Raw genomic sequence first — 17,873 nt, forward strand, 5'->3', positions numbered from 1 at the left:
CATGAGCACCGCGACCGCCCCTGGGACCACAGCAGCCCCCGCCTCCCCCTCTTCCGCCTCCTCCACCTCCCTCGCGGCTCCGGTCCCTCCGGTCGCTCCCACTCCCGGGCGCCGCCCCCGCCTCGACTGGCGGATCCGCTTCGGTGTGCTCGCCCTGATCTGGGGATTCAGCTTTCTGTTCATCAAGGTGGGCACCGAGGCGTTCGCGCCGCTGTACGTGACGCTGGGGCGGATGGTGTTCGGCACCGCCGTGCTCGCCGTGGTGCTGGTGGTGAAGCGGGAGCGGCTGCCGCGCGGGGCGCGCACCTGGGCGCACCTGGCCGTCGCCGCCTTCTTCCTGAACGCCCTGCCCTTCTCGCTCTTCGCCTACGCCGAGCTGACGATCTCCTCGACGCTCGCGGGCATCTGCAACGCCACCTCGCCGCTGTGGGGCATGGTGCTGGCCGTGGTCGCGGTCTCCGACGACCGCCCGACCCGACGCCGGGTGGCCGGTCTCGGGCTCGGCTTCGTCGGGGTACTGATCGTGCTCGGTGCCTGGCAGGGCTTCTCCGGGCAGGACCCGGCGGGCACCGTCATGGCGCTGGTCGCCTCGCTCAGCTACGCGGTGGGCTGGCTGTACGTGCGCCGCACGCTGACCGGCACCGGCGACTCGAACCTGGCGATGTCCGGCGCCCAGCTGACGCTCGGCACCGCACAGCTCGCCGTCGTCGCCCCGCTGTTCGCCCCGGAGCCGGACTCCTTCCCGCTGCTGCCGCTGCTGTCCGTGGTCGCCCTCGGCGCGCTCGGCACCGGCCTCGCCTTCCTCCTCCAGTACGGGCTGGTCGCGGAGGTCGGCCCGACCACCGCGTTGATGGTCACCTACTTCATCCCGGTCATCGCCACCGCCGCCGGCGTGGCCCTCCTCGGCGAGCACCTCAGCTGGAACACCCCGGTCGGCGCGCTGATCGTGTTGGCGGGTGCCGCGCTGACCCAGACCCGCCCGCGATCCAAGGCCCCACGGGCGGCCACCGAGACCGCCTGACCCCGCCCGGCGCCCCGCCTCATCGGCCGGGGCGCCGGGCCACGCGCGCCCCTCGCCGAAGAGCCCCTCGCGCGACACGGACCGATCACCGTCGCCGAGCTCAGCCGAAGCGCCCCACCGACGCCCGTCCGCGCGGGCCCGCCACCGCCTCCGCCACCGCGTCCGCCAGCGCCTCGATGTCGTCGCCGAGACCCAGCGGGGAGACGGTCACCCGGACACCCGGCGGCGAGTCCAGGCGGAAGCGCGCGCCGGGCGCGACCGCCCAGCCCGACTGGAGCAGCCGCGCGACGGCGCCGGTCTCGTCGGGGACCGGCACCCACACGTTCATCCCGCTGCGCCCGTGCGCGGCGATCCGTCGCGCACGCAACGCGGTGACCAGGGCGTCCCGCCGAGCCCCGTAGGAGGCGGCGACCGCTGCGGGGTCCACGGCGCCGGCGCGCCACAGCCGCACCACCGCCTCCTGGAGCAGATGGCTGACCCAGCCCGGACCGAGCCGCTGCCGACCGGACACCCGGTCGACGGTGATCTCGTCACCGGTCAGCACCGCGAGCCGCAGATCCGGCCCGTACGCCTTGGCGACGGAGCGGACGAACGCCCAGTGCTCGGTGCCGCCCGCCAGGGGGTGCAGGGACAGGTCCACGATGCCGTGGCCGTGGTCGTCCTCGACCAGCAGGGTGCCGGGGTGGGCGGCCAGGACGGCGCGCAGCTCACGGGCGCGCGCCGCGCCGACCGACGCCCCGGTCGGGTTCTGCGCGCGGGAGGTGACCAGCAGCGCCCGCGCCCCCCGCTCAAGCGCGCCCTCGACCGCCTCCGGCAGCGGTCCTTCGTCGTCCACCGCGACCGGGATCGGCCGCAGCCCGAGCGCCGGGATCAGGTCGAGCAGGCTGCCCCAGCCGGGATCCTCCACCGCGACGGCGTCCCCGGGCCGCAGATGGGCGGCGAGCACCCGCTCGATCGCGTCGAGCGCGCCGGAGGTGACGGCGAGCGGACCCGCCGGCACGCCGTCGGCGTCCAGCCCGGCCCGGGCCAGCCGGTCCAGCTCCGGCACCACCGGCGCCGCCCCGTACAGCACCGGGTCCGCCGCGGCGCGCGCCGCGGCCGCCACGAACGCCTCGGCGAGCGGAGGCAGCAGCGCCGGGTCGGGGTTGCCGCCGGCGACGTCCCGCACCCCCTCGGGGGGCTCCACCCGGATCTCCTCGCGCCAGGTGCTCGCCGGGCGCGAGCGCACCCGACTCCCCCGACGCCCGGCGGTCTCGATCACCCCGCGCTCGCGGAGGGTGCGATAGGCGGCCGCGACGGTATTGGGATTGACCCCCAGCTCCGTGGCCAACTCCCGCATGGGTGGCAGTGGTTGGCCGGGGAGCAGCCCGCCCGAGCCCACCCCGCGCTCCACGCTCGCCGCGATCTCGGCTGCGCGACGCCCTTCGATCCGATACTCTCCTAGCACAAAAGATATTATGCACTAGTGCAATAAGGAGCGCAATGAGCGACACCAGCACCGCCGCCGGCTACGCACCGACCGAGCGGACCGTGCCCACCCGCGCCCGTGAGCGCGCGTCGTACGACCGCGAGCTGGTGCATGCGATTCTCGACGCGGAGTACGTCTGTCACCTCGGCTTCGTGCGCGACGGGGCGCCGGTCGTGCTGCCGACCCTCTACGGCCGCGTCGGTGAGCGACTCTATGTGCACGGCTCGACCGGCTCCCGTCCGCTGCGGACGGCCGGGCGGAGCGAGCAGGGCATGCCGGTGTGTCTGACCGTCACCCATGTCGACGGCCTGGTCCTGGCGCGGTCCGCCTTCCACCACTCCATCAACTACCGCTGTGTGGTCGTGCACGGCCTCGCCCACCCGGTGACCGACGAGGCCGAGCAGCGCGCCGCCCTGGACGCGCTGGTCGACCACGTGCTGCCGGGGCGGGCGGCCGACTCCCGCCCGGCCAACGCCAAGGAGCTCGCCGCCACCGCGGTGCTCCGCATCGACCTCGACGAGGTCTCCGCCAAGATCCGCACCGGCGGCCCCAACGACGATCCGGAGGACCTCGCGCTGCCGCACTGGAGCGGCGTACTGCCGGTCGCGCGGACCTACGGCACCCCGCTGCCCGCCGACGACCTGGCACCCGGGATTCCGGTGCCCGGATACGTCACCGGTCGGCGCTGACGCCCCCGGCGCCCCACGCCCCGGCGCCCCAGCCCGCAGAGACGGGGAGGCCGGTGACACGGAGGCGCCGCGCTCCGGAAGCCCGGCCGCGCGGAGGCGTGGTGGTGTCAGCCGGCCGGCATCGGAGCCGGCCGGGTGGAGTCCTCCTCGGCCGTCACCTTGCGGGCCGTCAGACCACCGGCCACCAGGCCCCCGACCCCCGGGGCCTCGGCCGCCGAGTCCTCGGCCGGCCGAACCGCCACCCCCGACTCCCCGGCGACCGGGGCGCCCTGGAGCTCCGACTCCCGGTCCCGGACCGGGGTGGACGCCCGGGCCTCGGTCACCGCCAGGCCCGCGACCGCCGCCAGCAGCACGGCGGTGCCGAGCACGGTCGCGGCGGTCAGGTGCTCGCCCAACAGCGTCACCGCGATCACGGCGGCCGTGACCGGCTCGATCAGGGTGATGACGGTGGCGGTGGTCCCGCGTATCGCGGTGAGACCCGCGAAGTACAGCCCGTAGGCGAGCGCGGTGGGAATCGCGGCGATGTAGACCATCAGCGCGATCGTGCGGCCGAGGTCCTGCTCCTGCGGCAGCAGCCCCTCGGCGAGGGCGAACGGGAACACGCTCACCGTGCACACGGCGAACGAGGTCAACGCCGTGGCGTAGGGATCGGCGGCCCGGCCCGCCCGGCCCAGGCAGCGGTTGTAGACGGTCATGGTGGAGTAGCCGGCCGCCGACAGCAGGGCGAGGGCGACGCCGACCGGCCGTACCGCCCCCGTCCCCTCGCTGCCGAGGACCAGCACGGCCAGCCCGGTGAGCGCGCCGGCGACCGCCAGCACCCCGCCGGCGCCGAGTCGCTCGCCCAGGAGCAGCCGGCCGCACAGCGCCACCAGCACCGGCGCCGCGCCGAGGGTGACGACGGTGGCGACCGCCAGCCCGGTCGCCTCGACGGCCCAGAAGTACGCCGCCTGGAAGACGGTCAGGCCGAGGCCGGTGACCAGGATCCGGTTGACGCGGCGCAGGGGCGACTCGACCGGACGCGACTCGACCGGACGCGGGGCGGCGGCCGGGGACCCGGCGGCGAGCCGGGCGCGCAGCGCCCGCGCGGCGAGGAGCAGCAGCAGGCCGCCCAGGGTGCGCCAGAAGGTCAGCGCGAGCGGCCCGAGCCCGCTGCCGCCGTACAGCAGCGCGGCGGCGGCGCCGGCGGTGCCCCAGGTGGTGGCGGCGATGGTGACGTAGAGCATCCCCCTGCCCACGGACAGGGCAGGGGTGTGGGAAGTGCGCACGAGGAGTTCTCCCGCGGAAGACGTGAAGGAAGGTCGTCATTCCGTGTGCGGGCAGTGCCCCAGCCGACGCTGTTCCGACTCCCGGCCGCTCATGGACCGTCGAGGTCCCGGCGGCTCATGGGCCGTCGATCGGACACCGTACGGACACCTCGACCGACGGCTCCGGGGAGCGTGCCCCGGACCCGGTGGGTGTGCTGCGCACGGTGGCGCCTGCCCGCGTTACGCGGCGGGAGGGGGAAGAACGGTCTGCTGCTGCGGCATGCAGATCACTCTAGCCCACGGCCCTTTCGCCGGCCCGGCCTGCGGGATCGCCGGCCCGGCCTGCGGGATCGTCGTGGCCGGCGCCGGCCTCCGCGGGGACGGCCGCGGGCGCGCGCTCCGCCGGAGTCGGCCAGGACCCGGCCACCGGCTCCGGGGACGGCTTCTTGGGTGTGGAGGTCTGCGCGATGAAGGCGCCGGCGAGCACCACGACCCCGCCGGCGATCTGTGCGAGGCCCAGCTTCTCGCCGAGCAGGACCCAGGCGAGGACACAGGCGACGACCGCCTCCAGGTACGCCACCACGCCGGCGATCTGCGGCGACAGCTGCCGGACGGCCTTCACCCCGGTGAGGTAGGCGACGACGGTCGCCACCAGCACGATCCAGGCGAGCAGCAGCACCGCGGGCACCCGGACGCCGTCCATGTCGGCGCGGCCGGCCAGCGTGGACCAGTCGAGGTTCCAGGGGCGGGCCACCGCGGTGAGCGCGACGGCGCCGATGAGCATTCCGTAGGCGAGGACGCCGAGCGGGTCCGCCGCGTCCTCGCCCTCCCCGCCCAGGTCGGCGAGGACGAAGTAGCTGGCCTGGCAGCAGGCCGCGGCCAGGCCGAGCACCAACCCGAGGGTGTCGAAGCGCAGTCCGGACCACACCTCGACCACGCAGGCGAGGCCGCCGACCGCGAGGACGACGCCGACGGCGGCGGCGCGGCTGACCGGGCGGCGCTGGACGAACCGCACCCAGCCGAGCAGGAGCGCCGGGCCCAGGTACTCCACCAGCAGCGCGACGCCGACGGGGATGCGCGAGATGGCCGCGAAGTAGCAGGCCTGGACGCCGGCGACGGCCAGCAGCCCGAAGCCGGCGAGCAGCGCGGGGCGACGGCGCGGCAGATCGCGGTGGCGCCAGGCGACGGGGAGCAGCACCAGCGCGGCACCGACCACCCGTAGCCAGGTGACATGGAGCGGTTCCAGGCCAGCCTCGATCAGCGGCTTGGCCGCGACACCCGATCCACCGAACGCGAGTGCCGAGACCAGGGCGAGACCCAGGCCGGCACTTCTCCCCTGAGACGCTTGCATCGCGCCATCATGTCAGTTTCACGTCAGTAGCGTCACCCCGTTGACTGCTGGCAGGTCGGCCCGTCCAACGCCTCCACCAGCACGTCCGGGTCCACGCCCGCCCGCCGCAGCACCTCGGCGGCGCGGCACTCGCCGTCCCGGGCGAGCAGCGCCAGCAGATCCAGCCCCTCGGCGCGCCCGGCGCCGCGCCCCCGGGCGCGGGCCCACGCGCCGTCCATGGCCGAGGCCGCGGCCGGCGACCATCCGGGGCAGCCGGCCTCCCGGTCCCCGAGTCGTACGATCGGCACCGCGCCGGAGTCCTCCACGGTGCCGCTCCAGCGCAGGCCGTAGCCGATGGTCCGCTGGACGAGATAGCCGAGCAGTCGGGCCACCTGAGACGGCCCTCCGTCGAAGGCGTCCCGCACCTCCGGGTCGGCCTCCAGCAGGCCGTGCAGCAGATGCGCCGTGTCGATATGTCGGTCGCCGTCACGGAAGGCCCGCCGTCGGGCGCTCGCGACCACCGCCGCCAACTCGACGCTGAGCTCGGGCTCCTGGGCGCGCCTGGCCGGCGCGACGGAGAAGGGTGGGCGACTTTGCACCCTCCCACCCCATCAGTCCCATCAGCCCGAGGCATCCCCGCCAGGACGCATTTGCTCCTCCCACCGTGGTTGCGCAACCGCGAGCGTCGCCTCCTCCTCAAGGAGGAGACGACCTCTACGGCCTCACGACGCCGGGCGCCTCACCGCACCGTGACCTCCGCGGTGCGCTGCCCCGCCGTGAAGACGTGACGGCCGCGCTCGACCCGTGGGGCGTCGGCCCCGTCGAGGTCGCCCGGGGTGACCGCGAGGGCGCGGGCGGGGACGGTGAGGGTGACCGTGCGGGACTGGCCCGGGGTGAGGTGGACCCTGGTGAAGGCGGCGAGCTTCCGGGGCGGGGCCAGCACGTCGCTGACGGGGCGGGAGACATGGACCGGGACCACGAGGTCACCCGCCCGGGAGCCGTCGTTGGAGACAGTGACCTTCAGTCGGACCGGGGCGCCGGGGCGTACGGAGGCGCGCTCGGCGGTCACGGCGTCGACGGCGTAGTCGGTGTAGGAGAGCCCGGCGCCGAAGGCGTACGCCGCGTCATAGGCGGACTCCGCTCCCCCGTTGGTGCCGGGGAGCTGCTGGTAGTACATCGGCTCGTTGCCCACCCGCCTGGGCCAGGAGACCGGCAGCCGACCGCTCGGGTTGACCTTGCCGAACAGCACGTCGGCCACCGCGTGCCCGCCCTCCGTGCCCGGCAGCCAGGACATCAGCAGCCCGCCGGTGCCCGCCGCGTCGCCGAGCGCCAGCGGGCGGCCCGCCAGGACGACGACCACGACCGGCCGTCCGGCGTCGGCGACCCGCTTGACCAGCGCCTGCTGCGCGGCGGAGAGCTCCGGGCGCGGGGTGTCCGCCCCGCCCTCGGCGCCCGGGCGTTCGCCCACGACCACCACCGTGACGTCCGCGTCGGTCGCCTCGCGCGCGGCGTCCTCGGCGGACTCGGCGTGCACCACCCGCGCGGCCGCGGGCGCCGCCGCCCTGATGCCCTCCAGGACCGTGGTGCCGGGCAGTTCGACGCCCTCCGGCACCCCCTGCCAGCCGATGGTCCAGCCGCCCACCTGGCCGTTGATGTCGTCCGCGTACGACCCGGCCACCACGATCTTCTTCGCGGAGTCGGCGATCGGCAGCGTGTCCCTGCCCTGGTGCGCCGTGTTGCGCAGCAGCACCTGGGAGTCGGCCGCGGCGCGCCGGGCCAGGTCCTTGTCGGCGCCGAGCACCGCCGCGTCGGCCTCGGCGGGGTCGACGTACGGGTCCTCGAAGAGGCCGAGTTCGAACTTCAGCCGCAGCACCCGACCGGCGGCCTCGTCGACGCGCCGCGGGGAGACCAGCCCGCGGTCCACCGCGGTCCGCAGCCCCTCGCTGAAGCCCTTGGCGTCGAAGGGCTCCATGGCCATGTCGACCCCGGCGTTGACGGCCAGCGCGATGGCCTCCGGATAGTCGGCCGCGATCTTGTACTTGGTCTGGAGGGCCCGTACGTCCTCCCAGTCGGAGACCGTGACGCCGGTGAAGCCCCACCGCTCGCGCAGCACCGTGGTGAGGAGGTGGCGCGAGGAGGTGGCCGGGACGCCGTTGAGCGCTCCCGAGTTGACCATCACCGTCCTGGCCCCCGCCTCGACGGCCCTGCGGTAGGGCGGCAGCAGGGTGTCCTGGAGGTAGCGCGGGGAGACGTCGGCGGGCACTCGGTCATGGCCGTTGGAGGGCTCGGAGTAGCCGGCGAAGTGCTTGACGGTGGCGGCGACCCGTTTGGCGCCGCGGGCGGTCTCGATGCCCTCGACGCCGGCCGCGGCGAGCTCGCCGGCCAGCAGCGGGTCTTCGCCGTAGGTCTCGTAGTAGCGGCCCCAGCGCTGGTCGCGGGCGAGGTCGGCGACGGGCGAGAAGTTCCAGTCGATGCCGGTGGCGGCGACGGCGCGGGCGGTGGACGCGCTCGTCTCCCGCACGGTCCTCGGGTCCCAGGTGGCGCCGAGGCCGATCTGGTGCGGGAAGACGGTGGCGCCCAGCACGTTGTTGTGGCCGTGGACCGCGTCCACGCCGTAGAGCACCGGGATGTGCAGCCGCGAGTTCCGCACGGCGTAGCGCTGGACCGCGTTGACCATCGCCGCCCAGTCGGCGGGCGTGTTGCGCGACGGCCCCATCCCGCCGCCGGAGAGCACGGAGCCGACGGCGTGGTCGTCCAGCACGGTCTTCATGCAGGCTTCGTCGAGCTCGCCGCCGCTCCACTCGCAGTCGCCCTGCATGCGGATCACGGCGATCTGGTCCATCTGGCCGATCTTCTCGTCCAGCGTCATCCGGCCCAGCAGGTCCCGCACCCGCTCGGCCACGGGGGCGCCGGCGTCGAGATAGCGGGGCGCGCCGGCCCGGGCGGGTCCGGCGGGGGCGAGGGCGACCCCGGCCGCGCAGGCGGTGACCAGCGCGAAGACGAGGGCGGGGTGGCGACGTCCGGCCGCGGTCGCGCGGCGGGCGGTCACGGTTCTCCAGCGGGCGGGCAGGGACACACGTACAGACATGAGAGCGCTCTCCGATCTGCTGTGAGACCCCGGAGTCTGGCCGTGACCTGATGGACGGTCAAGAAGGCGGTGACCCACGGGGCGCCCGTGGACCACCGCCTCGCGTGTGCCGGGCGAGCCTCCGGCGGGGTCCCGCCACGCCGTCGGTCCGACGCCGTGGCGGGCGCCGCCGACCCGCCGGACCGGGGCCGCCGAACGGCTCGGGGAAGCGCCCGGGTCGGAGGCGGCCCTCGGCGCTTCCCGTCCTCGGCGCTCAGTCCTCCTCGGCGCTCAGTCCTCCTCGGCGAGGATCAGATAGAGCCGCTTGCGGGCGTCGTTGATGGCCGCGATCGCCTGCTGCCGCTGCTCCGGGGTGCCGGTCTTCCAGACCTGCGTGAACGCCTCCATCAGCCCGAACCCGGCCTGGCGGATCTCCTGCATCGCCTCCCAGTCGACACCCCGGCCGGCCTCCTGCCACGGGGCCTCGGGTCCCGCCTCGGCCTCGGAGCGACCGGTCTCGGTGAGCGCGAACAGCTTCTTGCCGCCCTCGCTCTCGCTGCTGATCAGCCCCTCGTCCTCCAGGAGCTGCAGGGTGGGGTAGACCGAGCCGGGGCTCGGCTTCCACGCGCCGCCGCTGCGCTCGGCGATCTCCTGGATCATCTCGTAGCCGTGCATCGGCCGGTCCCGCAGCAGCGCCAGGATCGAGGCCCGCACATCGCCGCGCCGGGCGCGGCCGCGCGGACCGCCCCAACCGCGGCCGCCGAACGGAGGACCGCCGAAGGGCGGCCCGAACGGACCGAAGGCGGCCCGCTCTCCCTGGAAGTCGCCCCAGCCGGGCCCGCAGTGCTCGTGCCCGTGGTGCCTCCCACGTGAACGCATCCTTACGCTCCTTCCATCGTTGATCTATCCCGATAACTCAACGATATATCGGATAGCTGCTACCGACAAGGCTTCCGACACCGCCCGCCCTCGAAGCGACCGGACCGATCAGGAATCGAGAAGCGCCGGCGACCGGGCCACGCCTAGCCTCGCCGTCATGGACCTCACCGTTCCGTACGGCGTTCACGACCGGGCGCTCCGCGACCGCGCGCTCCGCGATCCCGCGGGCGAACCGATCCGCTTCGAGGGGCTCCGCTGAGCCGTCCGACGCGGCAGCGTCGGACGTACGCTCGAAGCTGATCAGATCGAGCCAGGCGAGGCCGTGGCAGCCCGCGCACGCAGCCCCGCCCCACAGAGAGGGAGACAGAGATGAGCACGGCCACGAGGACGGACCCGCAGTCGCCCGCGTCGCACCTCGCCGACAGCCACGATCTGATCCGCGTGCACGGCGCGCGCGAGAACAACCTCAAGGACGTCAGCATCGAGATCCCGAAGCGCCGACTGACGGTGTTCACCGGTGTGTCCGGCTCGGGCAAGAGCTCGCTGGTCTTCGACACGATCGCGGCGGAGTCCCAGCGGCTGATCAACGAGACCTACAGCGCCTTCGTCCAGGGCTTCATGCCGCCGCTGGCGCGGCCGGAGGTCGACGTGCTCGACGGGCTGACCACCGCGATCATCGTCGACCAGCAGCGCATGGGCGCCGATCCCCGCTCCACGGTCGGCACCGTCACCGACGCCAACGCGATGCTGCGCATCCTCTTCAGCCGGCTCGGCACGCCGCACATCGGCCCGCCCAGCGCGTACGCCTTCAATGTCGCCTCGGTCCGGGCGAGCGGCGCGATCACCGTCGAGCGCGGCGCCAAGACCAAGGCCCAGAAAGCCACGTTCCAGCGCACCGGCGGCATGTGCACCCGCTGCGAGGGCCGGGGCGCGGTCTCCGACATCGACCTCACCCAGCTCTACGACGACTCCAGGTCGATCGCCGAGGGGGCCTTCACCATCCCCGGCTGGAAGTCGGACAACGTGTGGACCGTGGGAATCTACGCCGAGTCGGGGTTCCTCGACCCGCGCAAGCCGATCCGCGAGTTCACCAGGAGGGAGATGCAGGACTTCCTCTACCGTGAGCCGACCAAGGTGAAGGTCAACGGCGTCAACCTCACCTACGAAGGGCTGATCCCCAAGATCCAGAAGTCGTTCCTGTCCAAGGACAAGGAGGCGATGCAGCCCCACATCCGGGCCTTCGTGGAGCGGGCGGTCACCTTCACCACCTGCCCCGAGTGCGACGGCACCCGGCTCAACGAGGGGGCCCGGTCCTCGAAGATCAAGCGGAAGAGCATCGCCGACGCCTGCGCGATGGAGATCAGAGACCTGGCCGAGTGGGTCCGCGGCATCACGGACCCGTCGGTGGCGCCGCTGCTCACCGCGCTCCAGCGGACGCTCGACTCGTTCGTGGAGATCGGCCTCGGCTATCTCTCGCTCGACCGCCCCTCGGGCACGCTCTCGGGCGGCGAGGCGCAGCGCGTCAAGATGATCCGCCACCTCGGCTCCTCGCTCACCGACGTCACCTACGTCTTCGACGAGCCCACCATCGGCCTGCACCCCCATGACATCCAGCGGATGAACGACCTGCTGCTGCGGCTGCGCGACAAGGGCAACACGGTGCTCGTCGTGGAGCACAAGCCGGAGGTGATCGCGATCGCCGACCACGTCGTCGACCTCGGCCCCGGCGCCGGCACGGCGGGCGGCACCGTCTGCTTCGAGGGCACCGTCGAGGGGCTGCGGGCCGGTGGCACCATCACCGGTCGCCATCTCGACGACCGGGCCGCTCTCAAGGCGACGGTGCGGAAGCCCACCGGCACCCTGCCGATCCGCGGGGCGACGACGCACAACCTGCGCGGCGTCGACGTCGACATCCCGCTCGGCGTGCTGACCGTCATCACCGGAGTCGCCGGCTCCGGCAAGAGCTCGCTGGTGCACGGCTCGATCCCCACCGGCGAGGGTGTGGTCTCCGTCGACCAGGGCCCCATCCGCGGCTCCCGGCGGAGCAACCCGGCGACGTACACCGGACTGCTCGACCCGATCCGCAAGGCGTTCGCGAAGGCCAACGGCGTGAAGCCGGCGCTGTTCAGCGCCAACTCCGAGGGCGCCTGCCCCACCTGCAACGGCGCCGGCGTCATCTACACCGACCTGGCGATGATGGCCGGCGTCGCCAGCACCTGCGAGGACTGTGAGGGAAAGCGGTTCGAGGCGTCGGTGCTCGACCACCACCTCGGCGGCCGCGACATCAGCGAGGTGCTCGCGATGTCGGTGACCGAGGCCGAGGAGTTCTTCGGCGCCGGAGAGGCCCGCACTCCGGCCGCGCACCGCATCCTGGAGCGGCTCGCCGACGTCGGGCTCGGCTACCTCAGCCTGGGCCAGCCGCTCACCACGCTGTCCGGCGGCGAGCGGCAACGGCTCAAGCTGGCCACCCACATGGCCGAGAAGGGCGGCGTCTACGTCCTCGACGAGCCGACCACCGGCCTGCATCTCGCCGACGTCGAGCATCTGCTCGCCCTGCTCGACCGGCTCGTCGACTCCGGCAAGTCGGTCATCGTCATCGAGCACCACCAGGCGGTCATGGCGCACGCCGACTGGATCGTCGACCTCGGCCCCGGCGCCGGCCACGACGGTGGCCGGATCGTCTTCGAGGGCACACCCGCCGACCTCGCCGCCGCCCGCTCCACCCTCACCGGCGAGCATCTCGCGGCCTACGTCGGCGGCTGACCGCGGTCTGGCGAACACCCCGGGCTCTCGCGGCGTCGGGCGTCTCTCGGGGGGCCGTCGGAAGCGTCGGCCGGCGCTCCCGGCGACCCGCCGCCCGCGCCCGCTCGGCGTGCCCGCGCGGCGCCCGGCGATGCCCGCGCGGCGCACCGCGGTCGACGACGCACCATTGACGCGCGGCGACACGGTCGGGAGGCAGGGGCCGCGGCTCCTGCTGACGGGTGCTGCCCCGCTGGCGCGTCCTGTCCTGCTGACGGGTCATGCCCCGCCGACGCGTCCTGCCCTGCTGACGTCCTGCCCCGCTGGCGCGTCCTGCTGACGCGTCCTGCTCTGCTGACGCGGCGGCCCCCGGCCCGCCGAGCACGGGCCACGGCCGGGGGATTGGCCGTGGCCGCACGTTCACCGGCTCGCTACGGTCACGCCATGCGCTTGCGAATCGTCGACGCCTTCACCGACCGCCCCTTCTCCGGCAACCCCGCCGGCGTGCTCCTGTTCGACCGGGACGCCTTCCCCGACGACGCCTGGATGCGGCAGGTGGCCGCGGAGGTCAACCTCTCCGAGACCGCCTTCGCCCATCCGCTCCCGGCCGGCGGGGAGGCCGACTGGGCGCTTCGCTGGTTCACCCCGACCACCGAGGTGGACATGTGCGGACACGCCACGCTCGCCACCGCGCACGTCCTGCGCGCCACCGCGCACGTCCTGCGCGCCACCGGCGCGGCCGACGGCACCGTGCGCTTCGCCACCCGCGGCGGGGTGCTGTCCGCGACACCGGCCGCCGACGGCGCGATCACCCTGGACTTCCCGACCTCCGCGCTGACGCCGGTGGACGCGCCCGAAGGGCTGGCGGAGGCACTGGGCGCCAAGCCCCTCGGCGTCCACGACACCAGCGAGCACATCGGCGATCTGCTGGTCGAGCTGGCCGACGAGCGGAGCGTGCGCGAGCTGGCCCCGGACATCCGGGCCATCGGCCGGGCCTCCCGACGGGGCGTCATCGCCACCGCCCCGGCCGCCGACCCGGCGCGCGGCTACGACTACGTCTCGCGCTGCTTCTTCCCGAACGTCGGGATCGACGAGGACCCCGTCACCGGCAGCGCCCACACCGCGCTGGCCCCCTTCTGGTCCGCCCGGCTCGGCCGCGAGGAGCTGACCGGCCTCCAGGCGTCCGCCCGTGGCGGCCTGGTGCGGACCACGCTGCGCGGCGACCGCACGCTGCTCAGCGGCTTCGCGACGACCGTCATCGACGGCGAACTGCTCGCCTAGCACGGCGGCCGGCTCCCTTGCCGGCCCCCGCGGGGTCCGCGGGGCGCCGGCTCAGGCCGTGGGCAGCCAGCCGACCTTGCCGGCCAGCAGCGCGTATCCGACGAACGCGACGATGTCGATCAGCGCGTGCGCGGCGACGAGCGGCCCGACCCGCCCCCAGCGGCGGTAGAGCAGCACGAAGATCACGCCCATCGCCATGTTGCCGAAGAATCCGCCGATGCCCTGGTAGAGGTGGTACGAGCCGCGCAGCACCGAGCTGGCCAGCAGCGCGGCCATCGGCGTCCAGCCGAGCTGACCGAGCCGGCGCAGCAGGTAGCCGACGACGATCACTTCTTCCAGCACGGCGTTCTGCACCGCGGAGGCGATCAGTACCGGGATCTTCCACCACACGTCCGGCAGCGCCTCGGGCACCACGGTCAGATTGCCCCCGGCCGCCCGCGCCCCGAGGTACAGCAGCAGCCCGGTGCCGCCGATGCCGGCCGCGATCACGGCGCCCCAGCCCAGGTCGAAGCCCGGCCGCCGGCGGTCGAAGCCGATCGCCCGCAGCCCGGTGCCCTCGCGGAGCAGCAGATGGGCGACGAGGACGACCGGCACCAGCGCGGTACTGATCCCGAAGAGCTGCCAGGCCAGGTCGAGCCAGGGGCGGCCCGGCGCCGCCGAGCCGTTGAGCGTGGCCGCCTTGTCCTTCAGCCCGCCCGGCGCCGTCACCGAGCCGATGAAGCTGATCAGCGCGGAGATCCCGCTCGCGCCGAGCGACAGGGCCAACACGAGCAACAGCTCGGTGCGCCACATCCGCCGCGTCGACCGCTCCGTCGTGGCCCCGCCGGGCGCGGAAGCCGCCGCCGCGCGCGTTCTCGCCTGCACTGTCCGCCCTCGCCTTTCCGTGTCCCGCCCCGCGCCCTAGCTTGCCCGACGCCCACCCTCCGCACGACACGGGGGCGACCCCGGAGCGGATGAGGCCACCCGGGCCACCCCCGCGCCGGCGAGAACCACCCGGACCAGCGGAAGGCCCCGCCACGCCGACGAGAGGCCCGACGTCACGGCCCGGCGGTGCCGTCAGTCGGAGAAGCCGACCGGCCAGGTGTGGACCGGCTCCTCGGTCCGGGCCAGTGCGCAGTAGCGGCGCGTCATCGCCGCGAGGGCGGCCTCCCGGTCCATGCCGGCGTCCCGCGCCTGGTGGTAGGTGGCCGCCTGCCAGGAGGCACCGTTGGCACGCAGTCGGCAGCGCTCCTCGATCACTCCGAGGTAGCGGTCGCGGTCGGCGGGTTCGACGCCCCAGGCGTCGAGCCCGGCCGCGGCCAGCGGCAGCAGTTCGTCCCGCACCAGCCGTACGGCCGGGACCCGGGGCAGGGACGGGAAGCGTCCGGAGCGGGGCCAGCGCAGCACGGCGTCGATGCCGTCCCGGCAGGCCGCGTCGAAGTTCTCGGCCGCGGCCTCGAAGGGCATGCGGCTCCAGACCGGGCGGGGCTCCTCGACCAGGGCCCGCACCAGGCCGTAGTAGAACGCGACGTTGGCGATCACGTCGGTGACGGTGGGGCCCGCAGGCAGCACCCGGTTCTCGACCCGCAGGTGGGGTACGCCGTCCGCGACCCCGTAGACGGGGCGGTTCCAGCGGTAGACGGTGCCGTTGTGCAGCGTCAGCTCGTACAGCTGGGGCACTCCGCCCTCGTCCAGGACGCGCAGCGGCTCCTCTTCCTGGTCGGTGCGCAGCAGGGGTGGGAAGTAGCGCAGGTTCTCCTCGAAGAGCTCGGCGGGGCGGCTGATCCAGCGCTCGCCGAACCAGGTGCGCGGACGCATCCCCTGCGACGCGAACTCCGGCTGGCGGAAGTCGGTGGACTGTAGGAACAGCGGGGGGCGGGACTCCCGCCAGACCTCGTGGCCGAAGATGAAGGGCGAGTTGGCGCCGACCGCTATCTGCACCGCGGCCACCGCCTGGGCGGCGTTCCACACGGCCGCGAACCGCGCCGGTGTCACCTGGAGGTGCAGTTGCACGGAGGTGCAGGCGGCCTCGGGCGCGATCGAGCCGGAGGAGTAGACGAACCGCTCCACGCCCTCGACGTCGATGACGAAGTCCTCGCCCCGGGCCGCCAGCATCTGCTCGTTGAGCATTTTGTAGCGCTCGTCGCAGGACAGGTTGGAGGATCCCAGATCGTCGGCGACGAGGGTGGGCAGAATACCGATCATCACGATCTGGGAGGACACCTCTCTGGCTTTGCGGTCGGCATATGCAAGGCCGGTCCGCAGCTCCTCGGCGAGCTGGTCGAGCACTCGGCCGGACAGCCGGTGCGGGACGATGTTCACTTCAAGATTGCACTGCCCGAGTTCGGTCTGGAAATCCTGGCTCGCGATGCGTTCGAGAACCTGCGCGTTCATCATCCTCGGCATCCCGTCGGAACCCGCGAGATTCAGCTCGATCTCCAGCCCCATGAGATTCTGCGGGCGGTCGAATCGCTTCTCGTCCAGGAGCCTGTGCAACGCTCTCATACAGTCCCGGAGTTTCGCGCGCTGCCACTGTCGGTCGGACAGGTCGAACCCACTGGACACGACCTTCTCGCCCATCGAAGCGTCCTCCTCGAAGTAGGGCTTCGGCGGCACCAGCCGCCGGTACCACGGTCGATGATGCCCAGGCAATGTGATCGATAGCGCCCCGCGGCACGGCTGCGACCGGTAGGCTCTTGCCGAACGCCACGGTGGCGCACCGGGGCGTGCCGAGGGAGGCGAAGCGGTGCGGCGTAAATGCCCCGAAAAGGCCGTGATGTACCGGCGGGAATATGCGGAATACGCCGCACGGAACCGGCCTACCGCTTAACGGACAAAATACGAGGTCGCACCCGCACATAAGGAACAGATTTAGCTAAACACCCTCGCCGCGCGGTCCGGAAAACCCCTTGTTCTTAATGCTCGGAAGCGCTAGGCGAAACATCGCGGGAACACGTGTCGTATAAACTTGCCATTGGAGGCGGAGAGTTGACGCCCGGCCATCGGCCCCGGCCCACCTCTGACCCCACACGCGCACGCGCCGTCCCTGTGCGACACGCCCAGCACCACCGTTTCTCCGAAGCGAGAGGCAACCCATCATGCCGCTGCATGTTCCCCCGGCTCCCACGCCCGCACTGCGCAGCGTCCTCACGGCCCTCGGTTCCCCCACCGCCGTCCGCGAGGCGCGTACCCCCGCACTTCGTTCGTTAACCGCTCCCTTCACCGCCGAAAGCCCGCTTCCCGTCCACGTCCTGGACACCATCACCGCGCCCGGCGTCCCCTCCCGCACCCGGCTGACCGGCTGGCGCTTCCTCATCCGTGGCGGCGGCCGGGCGGTCGCCGCGGCCGAGGCGGTCCCCACCGCCGACGGCTGGGCCTTCTCGCACTTCTGCGAGGGTCCGTATGTGACCTCGACCGAACAGGCCCTGAGCCAGGCCGAGTCGCTGCCCGCCCTGCACCAGCCCCGACTGCTCTTCCTGCCCGAGCTCTACATGCTCACGCTGTGGCTGCACGCCGAGCCCGCCACCGAACCGACCGTCGAGCCCGAGCAGGGGCGGCCGGCCCCCGCCGATCTGCTGGTGCCGCTCGCCCCCGCCCCGCCCGGTATCGCCGCCCATCGGGCGCTGCGCGTGGCCGAGTTGCTGCCCCGGCTCACCCTTCGACTCACCCGCACCACTCCCACCCCCCCGCTGCTCGGCTCGCCCGCCTGAGCCGGTCCGGAGCGCGGCCGCGCACTGGAGACCCTGAACTGAAGACCGTGAACCGAGGACCCATGAGCTGAAGACCGCCAACTCAGGACCCATGAGCTGAAGACCGTGAACTCAGGACCCCGATCCGAGGACCGGGAACCGAGAACCGGGAACCGAGGACCGTCGACCGAAGATCATGAGGAGGCGTCGGCGACCCGGCGCACCACCCACGCAGGGAGCGCCCCGCGACAGCGCCGTCGCGGGGCGCTCTGCCGTCGCGGCGCACGCCCCCCATGCCCCCTATGCGCCAGCCGGCCGATATGCGCCCCATCCGCTCGGGCTAGTCATCCAGGGCCATGGGGAACCATCCAAAGTGACGGTGGGGGGTCATTGAACCCCCCGCCCGAGTGACGCGTCTTTATCGGGTGAGTACCTCTGCCGCGAAATCCCTGCGGAGTCACGTCCGTAGGGCAACACTGGGAGCACG

At 73.4% G+C, this 17,873-nt stretch carries 13 protein-coding genes; 5 read left to right on the plus strand and 8 right to left on the minus strand.

The features are described from left to right. Position 1 precedes the first annotated feature (1 nt). Complete coding sequence (locus LRS74_RS03910; RefSeq protein ID WP_277739660.1) at positions 2–1,021, plus strand: DMT family transporter; 1,020 nt, start codon at positions 2–4, stop codon at positions 1,019–1,021. 100 nt (positions 1,022–1,121) lie between these two features. Here the strand turns inward: LRS74_RS03910 and LRS74_RS03915 are convergent, their stop codons facing one another. Beyond that, on the minus strand, positions 1,122–2,468 hold the full coding sequence (locus LRS74_RS03915; protein ID WP_277739661.1) for an aminotransferase class I/II-fold pyridoxal phosphate-dependent enzyme: 1,347 nt from the start codon (positions 2,466–2,468) through the stop codon (positions 1,122–1,124). Between the two features lie 35 nt (positions 2,469–2,503). Between LRS74_RS03915 and LRS74_RS03920 the strand changes: the two genes are divergently transcribed. Next, entirely contained in the window at positions 2,504–3,178 is a 675-nt protein-coding gene (locus tag LRS74_RS03920; protein ID WP_277739662.1) for a pyridoxamine 5'-phosphate oxidase family protein, read from the plus strand. A 107-nt stretch (positions 3,179–3,285) separates the two neighbouring features. On the opposite strand, the gene LRS74_RS03925 is transcribed toward LRS74_RS03920, so the two are convergent. From LRS74_RS03925 to LRS74_RS03945, 5 genes are all read right to left on the minus strand, one after another. Then, entirely contained in the window at positions 3,286–4,401 is a 1,116-nt protein-coding gene (locus LRS74_RS03925; protein WP_277744583.1) for an EamA family transporter, read from the minus strand. A gap of 313 nt (positions 4,402–4,714) precedes the next feature. Further along, positions 4,715–5,773, minus strand: coding sequence for a DMT family transporter (locus LRS74_RS03930; RefSeq protein ID WP_277739663.1), 1,059 nt, complete (start codon positions 5,771–5,773; stop codon positions 4,715–4,717). A gap of 32 nt (positions 5,774–5,805) precedes the next feature. Continuing rightward, positions 5,806–6,351, minus strand: coding sequence for a Clp protease N-terminal domain-containing protein (locus LRS74_RS03935; RefSeq protein WP_277739664.1), 546 nt, complete (start codon positions 6,349–6,351; stop codon positions 5,806–5,808). 140 nt (positions 6,352–6,491) lie between these two features. Then, entirely contained in the window at positions 6,492–8,840 is a 2,349-nt protein-coding gene (locus tag LRS74_RS03940; RefSeq protein WP_277739665.1) for a glycoside hydrolase family 3 N-terminal domain-containing protein, read from the minus strand. Positions 8,841–9,110: 270 nt separating this feature from the next. Continuing rightward, on the minus strand, positions 9,111–9,698 hold the full coding sequence (locus tag LRS74_RS03945; RefSeq protein WP_277739666.1) for a PadR family transcriptional regulator: 588 nt from the start codon (positions 9,696–9,698) through the stop codon (positions 9,111–9,113). A 369-nt stretch (positions 9,699–10,067) separates the two neighbouring features. Here LRS74_RS03945 and LRS74_RS03950 point away from each other — a divergent pair, with 369 nt between their 5' ends. Together LRS74_RS03950 and LRS74_RS03955 are read left to right on the plus strand one after the other, a co-directional pair. Then, positions 10,068–12,461, plus strand: a complete 2,394-nt coding sequence (locus LRS74_RS03950; protein WP_277739667.1) for an excinuclease ABC subunit UvrA — start codon at positions 10,068–10,070, stop codon at positions 12,459–12,461. Positions 12,462–12,881: 420 nt separating this feature from the next. Continuing rightward, positions 12,882–13,718, plus strand: a complete 837-nt coding sequence (locus tag LRS74_RS03955; protein WP_277739668.1) for a PhzF family phenazine biosynthesis protein — start codon at positions 12,882–12,884, stop codon at positions 13,716–13,718. Positions 13,719–13,769: 51 nt separating this feature from the next. Here LRS74_RS03955 and LRS74_RS03960 read toward each other — a convergent pair whose 3' ends face one another. Beyond that, positions 13,770–14,510, minus strand: coding sequence for a CPBP family intramembrane glutamic endopeptidase (locus LRS74_RS03960; protein ID WP_277744584.1), 741 nt, complete (start codon positions 14,508–14,510; stop codon positions 13,770–13,772). A 264-nt stretch (positions 14,511–14,774) separates the two neighbouring features. Then, positions 14,775–16,277 (minus strand): glutamate-cysteine ligase family protein, encoded by a 1,503-nt coding sequence (locus LRS74_RS03965; protein WP_277739669.1) that lies wholly within the window; start codon positions 16,275–16,277, stop codon positions 14,775–14,777. Between the two features lie 518 nt (positions 16,278–16,795). Here LRS74_RS03965 and LRS74_RS03970 point away from each other — a divergent pair. Further along, entirely contained in the window at positions 16,796–17,407 is a 612-nt protein-coding gene (locus LRS74_RS03970; protein ID WP_277739670.1) for a hypothetical protein, read from the plus strand. The last annotated feature ends 466 nt before the right edge of the window (positions 17,408–17,873 follow it).

This window comes from Streptomyces sp. LX-29 (assembly GCF_029541745.1).
Taxonomy (GTDB): domain Bacteria; phylum Actinomycetota; class Actinomycetes; order Streptomycetales; family Streptomycetaceae; genus Streptomyces.

Excerpts from the sequence above, each read along its gene's own strand:
- LRS74_RS03965 (WP_277739669.1), bottom strand. The coding sequence starts at position 16,277 with ATGGGCGAGAAGGTCGTGTCCAGTGGGTTCGACCTGTCCGACCGACAG.
- LRS74_RS03920 (WP_277739662.1), top strand. The coding sequence starts at position 2,504 with ATGAGCGACACCAGCACCGCCGCCGGCTACGCACCGACCGAGCGGACC.
- LRS74_RS03940 (WP_277739665.1), bottom strand. The coding sequence starts at position 8,840 with ATGTCTGTACGTGTGTCCCTGCCCGCCCGCTGGAGAACCGTGACCGCC.
- LRS74_RS03930 (WP_277739663.1), bottom strand. The coding sequence starts at position 5,773 with ATGCAAGCGTCTCAGGGGAGAAGTGCCGGCCTGGGTCTCGCCCTGGTC.
- LRS74_RS03950 (WP_277739667.1), top strand. The coding sequence starts at position 10,068 with ATGAGCACGGCCACGAGGACGGACCCGCAGTCGCCCGCGTCGCACCTC.
- LRS74_RS03945 (WP_277739666.1), bottom strand. The coding sequence starts at position 9,698 with ATGCGTTCACGTGGGAGGCACCACGGGCACGAGCACTGCGGGCCCGGC.
- LRS74_RS03960 (WP_277744584.1), bottom strand. The coding sequence starts at position 14,510 with ATGTGGCGCACCGAGCTGTTGCTCGTGTTGGCCCTGTCGCTCGGCGCG.
- LRS74_RS03955 (WP_277739668.1), top strand. The coding sequence starts at position 12,882 with ATGCGCTTGCGAATCGTCGACGCCTTCACCGACCGCCCCTTCTCCGGC.
- LRS74_RS03910 (WP_277739660.1), top strand. The coding sequence starts at position 2 with ATGAGCACCGCGACCGCCCCTGGGACCACAGCAGCCCCCGCCTCCCCC.
- LRS74_RS03925 (WP_277744583.1), bottom strand. The coding sequence starts at position 4,401 with ATGCTCTACGTCACCATCGCCGCCACCACCTGGGGCACCGCCGGCGCC.
- LRS74_RS03970 (WP_277739670.1), top strand. The coding sequence starts at position 16,796 with ATGCCGCTGCATGTTCCCCCGGCTCCCACGCCCGCACTGCGCAGCGTC.